Origin of the sequence: Aquabacterium sp., from assembly GCF_036279655.1 — a bacterium.
GTDB lineage: Bacteria > Pseudomonadota > Gammaproteobacteria > Burkholderiales > Burkholderiaceae_C > Aquabacterium.
In genome coordinates this window covers 1-14,051 of record NZ_DASUIT010000057.1, presented here as the reverse complement: position 1 = coordinate 14,051, position 14,051 = coordinate 1, and the positions used below count along the sequence as shown (strand labels likewise).

General features: G+C 63.4%; 15 protein-coding genes and 1 tRNA gene. 4 read left to right on the top strand and 12 right to left on the bottom strand.

The window, feature by feature from the left end; translation table 11 throughout:
* Positions 1 to 12: 12 nt before the first annotated feature.
* Together VFW84_RS06435 and VFW84_RS06430 are read right to left on the bottom strand one after the other, a co-directional pair.
* On the bottom strand, positions 13 to 1,020 hold the full coding sequence (locus tag VFW84_RS06435) for an ABC transporter substrate-binding protein (protein ID WP_329679615.1): 1,008 nt from the start codon (positions 1,018 to 1,020) through the stop codon (positions 13 to 15).
* A 173-nt stretch (positions 1,021 to 1,193) separates the two neighbouring features.
* On the bottom strand, positions 1,194 to 3,290 hold the full coding sequence (locus tag VFW84_RS06430; protein WP_329679614.1) for a TonB-dependent receptor: 2,097 nt from the start codon (positions 3,288 to 3,290) through the stop codon (positions 1,194 to 1,196).
* A 152-nt stretch (positions 3,291 to 3,442) separates the two neighbouring features.
* On the opposite strand from VFW84_RS06430, the gene VFW84_RS06425 reads away from it, so the two are divergent.
* The 3 genes from VFW84_RS06425 to VFW84_RS06415 all read left to right on the top strand — a co-directional run bounded on the left by VFW84_RS06425 (position 3,443) and on the right by VFW84_RS06415 (position 4,648).
* A complete protein-coding gene (locus VFW84_RS06425; protein ID WP_329679613.1) occupies positions 3,443 to 3,952 on the top strand; it encodes a c-type cytochrome in 510 nt (169 codons plus the stop codon).
* A 112-nt stretch (positions 3,953 to 4,064) separates the two neighbouring features.
* A complete protein-coding gene (locus VFW84_RS06420) occupies positions 4,065 to 4,337 on the top strand; it encodes a YlcI/YnfO family protein (RefSeq protein WP_329679612.1) in 273 nt (90 codons plus the stop codon).
* The gene (locus tag VFW84_RS06415; RefSeq protein WP_329679611.1) at positions 4,334 to 4,648 is read left to right on the top strand and encodes a type II toxin-antitoxin system RelE/ParE family toxin; all 315 of its coding nucleotides are present in this window, start codon (positions 4,334 to 4,336) and stop codon (positions 4,646 to 4,648) included. Before VFW84_RS06420 ends, VFW84_RS06415 begins: the two co-directional genes overlap by 4 nt.
* 76 nt (positions 4,649 to 4,724) lie before the next feature.
* On the opposite strand, the gene VFW84_RS06410 is transcribed toward VFW84_RS06415, so the two are convergent.
* The 9 genes from VFW84_RS06410 to iscR form a co-directional block, all read right to left on the bottom strand.
* Positions 4,725 to 4,799 (bottom strand) — tRNA-Val (locus tag VFW84_RS06410).
* A 53-nt stretch (positions 4,800 to 4,852) separates the two neighbouring features.
* Entirely contained in the window at positions 4,853 to 5,578 is a 726-nt protein-coding gene (gene dnaQ / locus VFW84_RS06405; RefSeq protein WP_329679610.1) for a DNA polymerase III subunit epsilon, read from the bottom strand.
* Position 5,579: 1 nt separating this feature from the next.
* Complete coding sequence (fdx, locus tag VFW84_RS06400) at positions 5,580 to 5,918, bottom strand: ISC system 2Fe-2S type ferredoxin (RefSeq protein WP_329679609.1); 339 nt, start codon at positions 5,916 to 5,918, stop codon at positions 5,580 to 5,582.
* Between the two features lie 2 nt (positions 5,919 to 5,920).
* Complete coding sequence (hscA, locus tag VFW84_RS06395; protein WP_329679608.1) at positions 5,921 to 7,789, bottom strand: Fe-S protein assembly chaperone HscA; 1,869 nt, start codon at positions 7,787 to 7,789, stop codon at positions 5,921 to 5,923.
* A gap of 17 nt (positions 7,790 to 7,806) precedes the next feature.
* Entirely contained in the window at positions 7,807 to 8,331 is a 525-nt protein-coding gene (gene hscB / locus VFW84_RS06390; protein ID WP_329679607.1) for a Fe-S protein assembly co-chaperone HscB, read from the bottom strand.
* Between the two features lie 67 nt (positions 8,332 to 8,398).
* The gene (iscA, locus tag VFW84_RS06385; RefSeq protein ID WP_329679678.1) at positions 8,399 to 8,722 is read right to left on the bottom strand and encodes an iron-sulfur cluster assembly protein IscA; all 324 of its coding nucleotides are present in this window, start codon (positions 8,720 to 8,722) and stop codon (positions 8,399 to 8,401) included.
* Positions 8,723 to 8,810: 88 nt separating this feature from the next.
* Positions 8,811 to 9,197 carry a Fe-S cluster assembly scaffold IscU gene (gene iscU, locus VFW84_RS06380; protein ID WP_329679606.1) on the bottom strand — a complete coding sequence of 129 codons (387 nt, stop codon included), beginning with the start codon at positions 9,195 to 9,197 and terminating at the stop codon, positions 8,811 to 8,813.
* Positions 9,198 to 9,242: 45 nt separating this feature from the next.
* On the bottom strand, positions 9,243 to 10,463 hold the full coding sequence (locus tag VFW84_RS06375) for an IscS subfamily cysteine desulfurase (protein ID WP_329679605.1): 1,221 nt from the start codon (positions 10,461 to 10,463) through the stop codon (positions 9,243 to 9,245).
* 121 nt (positions 10,464 to 10,584) lie between these two features.
* Positions 10,585 to 11,118 carry a Fe-S cluster assembly transcriptional regulator IscR gene (gene iscR / locus VFW84_RS06370; RefSeq protein ID WP_329679604.1) on the bottom strand — a complete coding sequence of 178 codons (534 nt, stop codon included), beginning with the start codon at positions 11,116 to 11,118 and terminating at the stop codon, positions 10,585 to 10,587.
* Positions 11,119 to 11,441: 323 nt separating this feature from the next.
* On the opposite strand from iscR, the gene VFW84_RS06365 reads away from it, so the two are divergent.
* The gene (locus tag VFW84_RS06365; protein ID WP_329679603.1) at positions 11,442 to 11,672 is read left to right on the top strand and encodes a hypothetical protein; all 231 of its coding nucleotides are present in this window, start codon (positions 11,442 to 11,444) and stop codon (positions 11,670 to 11,672) included.
* Positions 11,673 to 11,704: 32 nt separating this feature from the next.
* Here the strand turns inward: VFW84_RS06365 and uvrB are convergent, their stop codons facing one another.
* The gene (gene uvrB, locus VFW84_RS06360) at positions 11,705 to 13,858 is read right to left on the bottom strand and encodes an excinuclease ABC subunit UvrB (protein WP_329679602.1); all 2,154 of its coding nucleotides are present in this window, start codon (positions 13,856 to 13,858) and stop codon (positions 11,705 to 11,707) included.
* Positions 13,859 to 14,051: the final 193 nt, after the last annotated feature.

The window sequence follows — 14,051 nt, the reverse complement described above, 5'->3', positions numbered from 1 at the left end:
GGGCTTCGCGCCTTACTTGGCTGCTGCGCTGGTCAGGCTGGGATCGATGTAGCTGTCGATCGCTTGAGGCGTCTTGTAGACCCCGTTCTGGACATTGAAGTCATCGGCGATCCTGGAGGACCCGTACAGGGACTTGAAGCCCTCGCCCTTGAGCATGACCTGCTTGCCCTCCTTCAAAGACAGCAGCTTGGTGCCCTTGAGGAACTGGGCATAGGTCTCGGGCGGCACCCCCACGCGAGCGGCCATGATCTTGACCGCATCCGCCTTGGTTTTGGGGTCCTCGATGTAGCTGACCACCTTGTCCCACACGCCCACCACCTTCTGCCAATCGGCCTTGCGGGCCGACAGGCTGGCCGGATTGACGGTCAGCACGTCGTAGATCAGGCCCGGTTCATGGGCCGAGGTCAGGATGGGTCGCGCGCCGGGCGTGCCCTTGATGGCCTGACCGGCAATCGGCTGCCAGGCGCCCACGGCGGCCACATCGCCGGAGGCCAGCACCTGGGGCATCTCATTGGTCTTGGCGTTCACCAGGGTGACATCGGACTCCTTGAGCCCGGCCTTCTTGAGCCCATTGAGCAACAGCAGGTGCTCGACCAGCCCCACCTCGACCGCCACCTTCTTGCCCTTGAGGTCCTTGACCGACTTGATGCCCGGCCTGCCGATGATCATGTCGTTGCCATTGGAGTAGTCGGTCAGCATGATCATCACGCTCTTGGCACCGGCTGCGCCCGTGACCAGGGCATCCCCGTTGGTCACCGTGACCGCATCGATCTTGCCTGCGGAAAACGCCTCCATGGAGGCCGAGTAATCAAACCATTCGAACTTGACATCCACGCCGGCCTGCTTGAACCAACCCTTGTCGATGGCCACCTGCCAGGCCACCCAGCCCGGCCAGTCGCTGTAGCCGATCTTCAGGGGCTGCGCAGCCCACCCGGCTTGCGAACCACCCACCAGCACCGAGGCCACCACCCACGCCTTGACGCCACCCAACAGACGCTTTGCTACTGCCTTACTGATCATGATTGAGCCCATTCACGGTTATTACGGGTTGAACAAAAAGTAATACCGTGAGATGCAATGCATCAAGCGTGCCAATGCCGCGCCCCAAGGGGACACGGCGCTCAGCAGGTGGTGGGGGACAAAACGCTCACCATGGACGGGAGCGTGCGCACTGAGGCAGTGCGCCGGTGCACTCAGAGCCTGTAGACGGCCTGCAGATAGAACGAGCGCCCGGCGGTGGGCAGATCGCCGGGGATGGACAGGCCGGGGTTGGGTGCCACCGTGGGTTGACGCGCATCGGCATCGAAGAGATTGCGGACCGAGCCGGTGAACTCCCAGCCCTTGCGGCCCATGGTGGTACGCAGAGTGAGGTCCAGGGTGGTGTAGTCGGCCACCTGGGGGCGCACATCACCCGCCGCGCGCTTGCGGTCCGCGACATGGTTGATCTGGGCGCCCAGCAACCAGTCACTGGAGACGCTCCAGTCCACACGACCAAACAGCTCATGCGTGGGCGCAAAGCCCGCATCCTGCCCAGTGGTGTCGTCCCTGGAGCGCTGCCAGGCATAGTTGGCCTCCAAACGCAGGGCCCGACTGGCCTGCCAGGTGGCCTCCAGTTCCAGGCCATGACCATGCTGCAGGCCGACGTTCCTGAACGTCGTCACGCCCCCCCCCTCATCCGTCGAGCGGATGATGTCCTTCATCTTGTAATGAAACAGGCTGAGGTTCAACGCGGTGTCTGGCCGAGCCTGCCACGCAAACACCGCCTCCCAGGTGCTGATGGTCTCGGGGCGCAGCGTCGAATTGCCACGGACCACGGGATTGTTGGCGGTGTAGAGCTCCGCGAAGGCCGGCGCCCGGAATGCGCGTCCATAGAGCAGCTTGGCCGTCAGGTCGAGGCTGGCATCCCACACCAGGGCCACCCGAGGGTTGGTGGTGCCCCCGAAGTCCGAGTAGCGATCGTGCCGGAGCCCCCCCGTCAACGTCCAGTCTCTGGCAAAGTGCCACTCATCCTGGACATACAGGTAATCCACCTTGCGACGATGGGGGGCCAGAAAGGCCCCACCGGCCGGGATCTCGATCACCTCGGCGCCCGGCGTAGGTATTGGCAAACCCACCTCATTGAGCGAGAAGTTCTTGAACTCCTGCGTGCGGTACATGTTCAGGTCATCATGCCCCAGGCCGAAACGCAGGTTGTGATTCGCCAGGCCGGAGTAGGTGCTCACCAGCGACAGGCGCATCTGACGCTCCCAGGTATTGGGCGCACCAAACACCCCATCCGGAAAACTGCCCCCAAACGCCCCCGGCGGAAAGATGCGTGCCGCCACAGGGAACTGCTGCACATAACTCAGGTAGCTGGCCGTCATGCCCAGATCCCAATCACGGGCCAGCTCAATGCCGCTCCACGACAGATCGGTCGTGATGCGCTCACTGCGCACCCGGCCCACAGGGTCCAGCGTGGCCGCCACACCTGGCCCGGTCTGCCCTTCTCGCCTCATATAGCCCATGCGCCAGCGCCACTTCTGAACGCTCAGGTCCAGGCTGCCATCCACACCGTCGTAGCCAACGTTCATCGGCCCCGGCGCCAGGCTGGCTTGCGTTCCGAACAAGCTGTCCAGCAAGGTTTGCGTATCGGCCTGGATGGGCTCCTTGAAGCCATCGGTGCGATGCAGGCGCAGGTAAGCGGCCACATCAATGCCTCCGACCTGTCCACCGTGCTGTGCCCACACACTGCGCGTATGGAAAGACCCAGCCCGCATCCCGAACTCGGTCCCCGGCGTGTCTGCAGCCGTCTTGGTGATGATGTTGATCACACCGGAATACGCGTCTGCGCCATACAAGGCAGAGCCCGGGCCACGGATGATTTCAATGCGGGCAATGTTTTCCAGAGGCAAGCCGTACCAAGTGTTGCCTCGGTTGCCCACCAGCATGGTGGTCATGGGCACACCGTTTTGCAGCATCAGCGTGTGGGAGTTGTAATCACCGTGTACGCCACGAATAACGTACAACGGTATATTGCCTTGCACCCCTCGGTTGACGTGGACCCCCGCCACGGTCTCCATCACCTCGTCGAGGTCCGTGGCCCCCATGGCTTCGATGTCATGCGCCGTGATGACTGTGGCCACCGCAGGTGCACGCCTCAGCGACTGCTGACTGCCGGTAGCGATGCTGACGGTGGCCTTGTCACCAAAGGCGAGCGCCAACTCCTCTTCTTCGCTGATCGACTGTGCCTGTGCCCAGGGGGCCAGCACCGCCAGCACGCCGAACAGGCACAGGGAAACGGGGTGATTCATTCAAACAGTCCTGAATTCTCTGGACGGATTGTGAGGCCTTCCTGCACGTGAATATATGGGTGTGCACCCCACTGTGCGGTGTTGCAATGGACTTGACGCCACGGCGATACGCCCACACATAATGACCGACGATCAATGATCAGGAGATGGCCATGACGAGCTTGCCAACATCCACCTGGCAGCGCCGCATGTGGCGCCCTCTCAGCCTGGGTGCTGTGATCCTGATGTGCCTGACCGGATGTGCCCTGGAGCTGGAAAACCGGCAGGCTTACCGGGAGATCGAGTTGCGCAAACAGCCGCCAGGCTCCGTGTACACCGGCTGGCGCGTCTTTCAGGACAAATGTGCCAGTTGCCACGGCCCGGCCGCTGCCGGCACCGCCGGTGGGCCCAACCTGCTGCCCCGTGTGCGGGACATGGGCTCACGGCAATTCGTCGGCCTGGTGCTGCAACGCTACGACTGGAGCCTGCCGACGGCGCAGGCGCGCAGCGAAGGTCACGCACGCGAAGCCCTGATCGAAGACATCGTGCAGCGCAAGGGGTACACCCTGAGCATGCCGGCCTGGCAAGGTGAGCCTCGGGTGACGGCCCACATCGCCGATCTGTATGCCTACCTGTCGGCACGCTCGCACGGCATGCAGGGGCCGGAGCGGCCGATGCCCTGATCAGCCACGCCAAGACGGCTCGGGAGCGCACACAGCAAGCGGAAACAGGAGCCGTAAGGAGCGCCGTCGCGCAGCGTTTGCGCATGTAACGCAAACGCAATACACTGTTTCAATGAAAACCGCCGTCATTCCCCAAATCCGCGTTGAGCCCGAGCTTCGCGCCGATCTTGAATCGGTGCTCCTGCGGGGCGAAACGCTGACCGAATTCGTCGAAACAACCGTGCGAAACGCGATCGCATACAGGCGCATGCAAACTGAGTTCCATGCGCGTGCGCAAGCTGCATCTGAGGCTTACCACCGCACAGGCGTGTCGGTGCCTGTCGATGCGGTCCTGGACAGGCTGCAATCCAAGCTGGATGCCAAGCGAAAGAAGCTGGGTCGATGAGCTTTACCGTTGAGATGGCTCCCACAGCCGAAGCTGACTTGGAGCGCCTCTTTGATTTCCTGATCGACAGGGCTGAGACCAGCGAAGAATTAGACCGCGCTCAGGCCGCCATCGACGCCATCAGAACCACAGCGCAACACCAGCTGGCGATCACGCCCTACAGCTTCCGCAAGGCGGCTCAGAACCCCGCCCAGCGAGAACTGATCATCCCCTTTGAACGCACTGGATACGTTGTGCTGCATGAAATCGTGAGCACATCGACAGTCGTGATGCTTGCGGTGCGCCATCAACTTGAAGAGGACTATCACTGACCCTGTGCGGCCGCATGGCGAAGCAAGCACGCCAAGAAAAAAGCACCTAACCGTGAGGCTAGGTGCTTGATTTTCTTGGTGGGCGGTGCAGGGTTCGAACCTGCGACCCCTGCCGTGTGAAGGCAGTGCTCTACCGCTGAGCTAACCGCCCGAAACTGGTTCGGGTTTCGCTGAATTCGTTACCGTGATCAGCGAAGACCGACACTATACCACGGTTTCCAGCGTTTTCCACAAAGTTTTTCCGCCGCTGGCTTTGTCGATGTCGGCCAGGGCTTTCTCGAAGGCGGCGGCCTCCTCTTCCGTGGGGCCCACCACAGGCAAGGCGTACTGGCTGTAGTCGATGGCTGCCATGGCCTCGGAGCCACCCCCACCACCGCCGTCGGCACTGCCTGCATCGATCAGCAGCGCGTCCTGGCCGCGCGTCATGTTGATGTAGACCTCGGCCAGCAGCTCGGCGTCCATCAAGGCGCCGTGCAGCGTGCGGTGGGTGTTGTCCACCTCCAGGCGCTTGCACAGTGCATCGAGCGAATTGGACTTGCCCGGGAACATCTCACGCGCCATCACCAGGGTATCGAGCACCCCATCGACATGCTCTGTGAACACGCCGCGCCCCAGCCGACGCAGTTCGGCATTGAGGAAGCCGACGTCGAAGCTCGCGTTGTGGATGATGATCTCGGCGCCCCGGCAGTAGTCGAGGATCTCGTCGACCAGGGCGGCGAACACCGGCTTGTCGGCCAGGAATTCGTCGGTCAGGCCGTGGATCTTGACGGCGTCCTCGTGGTTGGGACGCTCCGGGTTGATGTAGAAGTGCAGATGCCGCCCCGTGAGGCGGCGGTTGATCATCTCCACACAACCGATTTCAATGATGCGGTCGCCCGACTCGGGGCTCAGGCCCGTGGTTTCGGTATCCAGAAAGATCTGACGACTCATGTCAGTGATTCTCGCGCGCGTGGTTGATCGTGTACTTGGGGATGTCGATCGTGAGGTCGCTGCCCGCCACGATGGCCTGGCAGCTCAGACGCGAGTTGGGCTCCAGGCCCCAGGCGCGGTCCAGCAGATCCTCTTCGGTCTCTTCCATCTCGTTGAGGCTGTTGAAGCCTTCACGCACGATGACATGGCAAGTGGTGCAGGCCGCGCTCATGTCGCAGGCGTGCTCGATCTCGATGTGGTTCTCCAGCAGGGCTTCGCAGATGCTGGTGCCGGGGGCCACCGTGATCTGCTTGCCCTCGGGGCACAGCGAGGCGTGGGGCAAGATCTTGATGATGGGCATGGTCAAACCTGATCGAGTGTGCGCCCCGCCAGAGCCTGGCGGATGCTGCGGTTCATGCGTTCGGCCGCGAAGGCCTCGGTGCCGTTGGCCAGAGCCTTGATGGCGGCCTCCAGGGCCTCGAGATCACCCCGGTCACAGCGCTGACCGATCTGGGCCATCAGGGCGTCGATCTGGGTGCGCTGCTCGGGGCTCAAAAGATCGCCATCGGCCGCCAGGGCCGTGCGGGTGGCCTCCAGCATGCGTTCGGCTTCAACACGGGCCTCGCGCAGGGCGCGGTCCTTCATGTCTTCGGCCGCCGTGCTGAAACCCTCGCGCAGCATGTGGGCCACCTGATCGTCGCTCAGGCCGTAGCTGGGTTTGACGACGACCGAGGCCTCGACCCCGGAGAGCAGCTCCTTGGCCGACACGCTCAGCAGGCCGTCGGCGTCGACCTGGAAGCTCACACGGATGCGCGCCGCACCGGCCGCCATGGGCGGGATGCCGCGCAGCTCGAAGCGCGCCAGCGAGCGGCAGTGCTCGACCTGCTCGCGCTCGCCCTGCACCACATGCACGGCCAGCGCGGTCTGGCCATCCTTGAAGGTGGTGAAGTCCTGCGCACGGGCACAGGGGATGGGGGTGTTGCGCGGAATGATGCGCTCGGCCAGCCCGCCCATGGTCTCCAGACCCAGGGACAAGGGCAGCACGTCCAGCAGCAGGTGCTCGCCCTGAGCGTTGTTGCCCGCGAGCTGATTGGCCTGGATGGCAGCCCCAAGGGCCACGACTTCATCGGGGTTCAGGTCGGTCAGCGGCGGCTGGCCAAAGAAGGCACCCACGGCATCGCGCACGGCGGGCATGCGGGTGGAGCCTCCCACCATCACCACGCCCTTGACCTCGTCGGGCTTGACCTTGGCATCGCGCAGGGCGCGGCGCACCGAGGTCAGGGTCCTGTCGATCAGGGGCTTGGCCAGTTCATTGAGTTGCTCACGCGTGATGCTCACGGACAGCATGCCGCCTGACAGCGCGCACGACAGGTGGGTGCTGCCATCGGTGGAGAGCTTTTCCTTGGCGCGGCGGGCCGCCACCAGCACCGCGCGCTTGTCCTGCGGGGTCTCGGCCTGCATCGTGGCCTTGAGCAAGGCGGCTTCGGCCAGGGTGTGGTCGATGTCATCCCCACCCAGGGCCGAGTCGCCGCCGGTGGCCACCACCTCGAACACCCCACGGCTGAGCTGCAGCAGCGAGATGTCGAAGGTGCCGCCCCCCAGGTCATAGATGGCATACAGGCCCTCGGCGCCATTGTCCAGGCCATAGGCAATGGCCGCCGCCGTGGGCTCATTGAGCAGGCGCAGCACGTTCAGGCCGGCCATCTGTGCCGCATCCTTGGTCGCCTGGCGCTGGGCGTCGTCAAAATAGGCCGGCACCGTGATCACCGCACCGAACAGGTCGTCGTTGAAGGTGTCTTCGGCACGCTGGCGCAGGCTGGCCAGGATCTCGGCCGACACTTCGATGGGGGTCTTGACCCCGGCCACGGTGCGCACGGCCACCATGCCCGGCTGGTCCTCGAACTGATAGGGCAGACGCGACGCCCCCACCAGGTCCGCCAGTCGGCGGCCCATGAAGCGCTTGACCGACACGATGGTGTTGACCGGGTCTTCGGCCTGCGCACTCAGGGCTTCAAAGCCGATCTGGCGGCGCGTGCGGCCCTGGGCATCGAGCTGGTAGCGCACGGCCGAGGGCAGGATCACCCGGCCTTGTTCGTCGGGCAGGCACTCGGAGACGCCGTTGCGCACGGCAGCCACCAGGGAATGGGTCGTGCCCAGGTCGATCCCGACCGCAATGCGGCGCTGATGGGGATCGGGGGACTGTCCAGGTTCGGAGATTTGCAGCAGGGCCATGGCAGGTCGGTGGGGCTTTACAGGCCGTCTTCGTATTGTTCGAGTCGGTGGTCGATTTCTTCGCCCAGGCGGTCGATGAACATCAGCGCCCGCACTTCCTGTGCGGCCTGGGCGTGCTGTGCCTCGTCGTCGATGAGCCGCGCCAGGCGTGCCAGGCGGGCCTGACGCTGGGCGCGCACTTCAGCGTCCAGGGCGGCCACGGCCTCGGGAGAGTGAGCCTCTTCCAGGGTTTCGCGCCATTCCATCTGCTGCATCAGGAAATCAGGGGGCATGGCCGTGTTGTTCTCGGCCTTCACGGGGATGCCCGCCAGCTCGCACAGATAGGCTGCCCGCTTGAGCGGATCCTTCAGGCGCTGGTGGGCCTCATTGACGCGCACGGCCCATTGCATGGCAATGCGCTGGGCCGCCGCGCCTTCAGCCGCGAAGCGATCGGGGTGGACGCGCCCCTGCAGGGTCTTCCAGGCAGCATCCAGCTGACCGCGGTCCAGGGCAAATGCCCGGGGCAGGCCCAGCAGAGTGAAGTCGTCAGCGTCGAGGTTCATGGCGTTTCAAAGTGAGAAGCCCCACCACGGTGGTGAGGCTTCGACTGACGCAAGGGGTGTGCCCGCCTCAGATACGGAAGGACTCTCCACAACCGCAACGATCACGCTCGTTGGGATTGTTGAATTTGAAGCCTTCGTTGAGGCCTTCACGCACGAAGTCCAACTCGGTGCCGTCGATGTAGGGCAGGCTCTTGGGGTCGACCAAGATCTTGACGCCCAACTGCTCGAAGATAATGTCTTCGGGGTTGATCTCGTCGGCAAACTCGATCTTGTAGGCCAGGCCCGAGCACCCAGTGGTCTTGACACCCAGACGCACGCCCACGCCCTTGCCACGACGCCCGAGGTAGCGGGTGATGTGGCGAGCCGCGGCCTCCGTCAGGCCCACGGACATGTTGGCGTTGGCCTCGGCGATCTCGGCCAGCGGGCCATTGCCTGGCCCGGCAGTGCACGAGGCCGGGTTGACCGCAGAGGTGGCTTGGTCAGGCTGCATGTTTGGTCTTGTAGTCGTTGACGGCGGCTTTGATCGCATCTTCCGCCAGGATGGAGCAGTGGATCTTGACCGGGGGCAAGGCCAGCTCTTCAGCGATCTGGGTGTTCTTGATGGACAGAGCCTCGTCCAGAGTCTTGCCGCGCACCCACTCGGTGACCAGCGAGCTCGACGCGATGGCCGAGCCACAACCGTAGGTCTTGAAGCGGGCGTCTTCGATCACGCCGGTGCTGGGGTTGACCTTGATCTGCAGCTTCATGACGTCGCCGCAGGCCGGGGCCCCGACCATGCCGGTGCCAACCGTCTCGTCGCCCTTGTCGAACGAGCCCACGTTGCGGGGGTGTTCGTAGTGGTCAATGACCTTGTCGCTGTATGCCATGGTGGTACTCCAATTGCGTCTTGAGCGTAGCGCGTTCACTGAAACTCAGTGCGCGGCCCATTGAATAGTGCTGATGTCGATGCCGTCTTTGTACATGTCCCACAGGGGAGACAGTTCACGCAGCTTGGCCACTCGGTCCTTGAGGGTGGCGACCACGAAGTCGACTTCCTCTTCGGTGGTGAAGCGGCCGATGGTCATGCGCAGCGAGCTGTGCGCCAGCTCGTCGCTGCGGCCCAGGGCGCGCAGCACATAGCTGGGCTCCAGGCTGGCGGACGTGCAGGCCGAGCCCGACGACACCGCGATGCCCTTGATGCCCATGATGAGCGACTCGCCCTCGACATAGTTGAACGAGATGTTCAGGTTGTGCGCCACACGCTGCTGCAGGTCACCGTTGACAAAGATCTGCTCGATCTCCTGCAGGCCGGCCAGCAGTCGATCGCGCAGGGCCTTGACGCGCACGTTCTCGGCGGCCATCTCTTCGCGGGCGATGCGGAAGGCCTCGCCCATACCGACGATCTGGTGGGTGGGCAGGGTGCCCGAGCGCATGCCACGCTCATGGCCGCCACCGTGCATCTGCGCCTCCAGGCGCACACGGGGCTTGCGACGCACATACAGCGCGCCGATGCCCTTGGGGCCATAGGTCTTGTGCGAGGCCAGGCTCATCAGGTCGACCGGCAGCGTGGCCAGATCGATGGCGACCTTGCCGGTGGCCTGGGCCGCATCCACGTGGAACACGATGCCCTTTTCGCGGCACAGCGCACCAATGGCCGGAATGTCCTGGATCACACCGATCTCGTTGTTCACGAACATGACCGAGATCAGGATGGTGTCGGGGCGGATGGCAGCCTTGAGCACATCCAGATCCAGCAGACCGTCGTCCTTGACATCAAGGTAAGTGGCCTCGAAGCCCTGACGCTCCAGCTCGCGCACGGTGTCCAGCACGGCCTTGTGCTCGGTCTTGACCGTGATGATGTGCTTGCCGCGCGTCTTGTAGAACTGGGCAGCGCCCTTGAGGGCCAGGTTGTTGGACTCGGTGGCACCCGAGGTCCAGACGATCTCGCGGGGATCGGCGCCGATCAGCTCGGCCACCTGCACGCGCGCCTTCTCGACCGCCTCTTCGGCTTCCCAGCCATAGGCGTGGGTGCGCGAGGCCGGATTGCCGAAGTGCTCACGCAGCCAGGGGATCATGGCGTCCACGACGCGGGGGTCGCACGGCGTGGTGGCGCCGTAGTCCATGTAGATCGGGAAGTGCGGGGTCATGTCCATGATGGGGACTCAAACAGGGCTGGCTCGGCGATGCAGTGCACCGCAGCGGCTGGCGTTTTTACAGAACTCTCGATTATCGGACCTTGTGGGCTCGACGGGGGCCTTGTGAGCCCCTTTCCCCTCACTTGGTGAGGGTCGAGCCGAGCGCAAAGACCGAATTGGGCGCAGTCACCTTGATGGGCTTGACCACCGGTTGGGTCGAGATGGCCCGCTTGATGGGCTGCGCCTCGATGGACACGCCCTTGGCGATCTGGTCGTCCACCAGCTTGCGCAGGCTGATCGAGTCGAGATACTCGATCATCTTGTTGTTCAGGCTGGTCCACAGGTCATGGGTCATGCAGCGACCGCCGTCCTCGCCCATGCAGTTTTCCTTGCCGCCGCAGCCGGTGGCGTCGATGGGCTCATCCACCGCAACGATGATGTCGGCCACAGTGATGTCATCGGCCTTGCGGCCCAGGGAGTAGCCACCACCCGGCCCACGGGTGCTCTCGACCAGCTCGTGGCGACGCAGCTTGCCAAACAGTTGCTCCAGGTAGGACAGCGAAATCTGCTGACGCTGGCTGATGGCGGCCAGGGCCACCGGCCCGGTGTGCTCGCGCAGTGCCAGATCGATCATGGCCGTCACGGCGAAGCGGCCTTTGGTGGTCAAACGCATGTTGCTCTCTCCTTGTTCGGGTAGCCAATGACCCCGCACAAAGCTAGGGTTTACCTGAATGTCACCGATCCGGGGGCACCAGATCCACGAAGGCTCTTAATCCCGAGTGAATGAGTCAATTATATAGAAACCTACTGCTTTAGTCAACTACACGTACGGGCTTTCCCTTGGGTGTGCGGCCATGGGTCACGCAACTCACAAACAACGCTTAACACCCCCCATATAGAGGGTTAGTACTAGTTTTACAGTCAGATACAAGGGTTAACCCCGAAATTTCTGCGTAAGATGCACATCATTGCAACACGCAACCAACGGAGCACACCATGGCACAGACCTTTCATCACCAGCAAGACACCGCCGTCGAGTTCGAGAAGCTGGGCGTGATCGCCGGTTTCCTGACCGGTCTGGCCCTCGCTTTGGGTTATGTGTATGAGCCCATCGTGGCGGCCGGTCTGCCCGAGTGGGCCGGCATGGGCGCAGCGATCGCCGCCGTGGCCGTGTGCACCCGCGCCGGCCTTGCCATCAGCCGCCGCTTTGGCCACGACGCTCACTGATCAGCGAGTGTCCTGGGGCGCAGGTCTGGTGCTCAGGCCTGCCGCCCGGCCTGGATGGGCACGATGTGATCGCCCCCGGCCGCACCAAAAGCCTGCTCCTTGAGCAGAGCCAGTTGGTCCCGCAAACGGGCCGCTTTTTCGAACTCCAGGTTCTTCGCGCACTCCAGCATCTCCTTTTCGAGCTGCTTGATGCGTTTACCCAGATCCCGCTCGCTCAGCGCACCGGCGTCCGCCACCGAGGCGGCCAGTTGCTCGGCGGCACGCAGGTCGTCCTTGGCCGCGTTGGACATCACCCCGTCGATCAACTCCTTGACCTTCTTGTTGACCGTGCGCGGCGTGATGCCGTGGATCTCGTTGTGGGCGATCTGTTTGGCACGACGCCGCTCCGTCTCGCCCATGGCCTTGCGCATGGACTCGGTGATCTTGTCTGCGTAGAGGATGGCGCGACCATTCTGATTGCGCGCCGCCCGGCCGATGGTCTGGATCAGGCTGCGCTCGGCCCGCAGGAAGCCTTCCTTGTCGGCGTCCAGGATGGCCACCAGTGAGACCTCGGGAATGTCCAGCCCCTCGCGCAGCAGGTTGATGCCCACCAGCACATCGAAGGTGCCCAGGCGCAGATCGCGCAGGATCTCCACCCGCTCGACCGTATCGATGTCGGAGTGCAGATAGCGCACCTTCACGCCGTTTTCCGTCAGGTAGTCGGTCAACTGCTCGGCCATGCGCTTGGTCAGGGTGGTGATCAGCACACGCTCGTTGATCTCGACACGGATGCGGATCTCCTGAAGCACGTCGTCCACCTGGTGGGTAGCCGGGCGCACTTCCACGATCGGATCGAGCAGGCCCGTGGGCCGCACCACCTGCTCGACCACCTGGCCCGCGTGCTGCTGCTCGTAGGCCGCCGGGGTGGCCGACACGAAAATCACCTGGCGCATCTTGCGCTCGAACTCCTCGAACTTGAGGGGGCGGTTGTCCATGGCCGAAGGCAGCCTAAAGCCATACTCCACCAGGGTGGTCTTGCGTGAACGGTCGCCGTTGTACATGGCGCCGAGCTGGCCGATCATCACGTGGCTCTCGTCGAGGAACATGAGCGAATCGGCAGGCATGTAGTCCACCAGGGTGGGCGGCGGATCGCCCGGCCGGGCGCCCGAGAGGTGGCGTGTGTAGTTTTCAATGCCCTTGCAGTGGCCGATCTCCTGCAGCATCTCCAAATCGAACTTGGTGCGCTGCTCCACGCGCTGCGCCTCGACCAGCTTGTTGTCGGCCACGAACTGTTTCACGCGTTCGTTGAGCTCGGCCTTGATGCCCTCCACGGCCGCCAGCACGCGCTCGCGCGGCGTCACATAGTGGCTGGAGGGGTAGATGGTGAAACGCGGGATCTTCTGGCGAACGCGCCCGGTGAGCGGGTCGAACAGCTGGATGGATTCGAGTTCGTCGTCGAACAGCTCCAGGCGCACGGCCAGCTCCGAGTGTTCCGCCGGGAATACATCGATGGTGTCGCCCCGCACGCGGAAGGTCCCGCGCGTGAAATCCATGTCGTTGCGCTGGTACTGCATGCGCACCAGTTGAGCGATCACATCGCGCTGGCCGATCTTGTCACCCACGCGGCAGATCAGCACCATGGACATGTAGTCCTCGGGCTTGCCGATGCCGTAGATGGCCGACACGGTGGCCACGATCACGACGTCGCGGCGCTCCAACAGGCTCTTGGTGGCGCTCAGGCGCATCTGCTCGATGGCCTCGTTGATGGCACTGTCCTTCTCGATGAAGAGATCGCGCTGCGGCACATAGGCCTCGGGCTGGTAGTAGTCGTAGTAGCTGACGAAGTACTCGACCGCATTCTTGGGAAAGAATTCACGGAACTCGGCATAGAGCTGGGCCGCCAGGGTCTTGTTGGGCGCAAAGACGATGGCCGGGCGCCCTTCACGGGCGATCACATTGGCCATGGTGAAGGTCTTGCCCGAGCCGGTCACTCCCAACAGGGTCTGGTAGCTCAGTCCGTCCTCGATGCCCTCGCACAGTTGCGCAATGGCCGTGGGCTGATCCCCTGCTGGCGGGTAGGGTTGATACAGCTGGAACGGCGAGCCCTCGAAACTGACGAATTCACCCTCGGCAGGCAGCACATTCTCTGCATGGGCACCGCTTTGAAGGGTCGGCGTGCTGCCGGGCAGATCAATGGGTTGGGACATGAAGGACTTAAACGAATAAAATAAAGGGTTTGCCCGATCTGGCTACGAGCCATTGTCGGGTCTGTACTGGTTTTCAGATTACCCCAACCGACCGGAGACTGCTTGCATGGCCTCTTTGTTTGCCGCCGTTGAAATGGCCCCCCGCGACCCGATCCTGGGCCTCAACGAACAATTCAACGCCGACACCAACCCC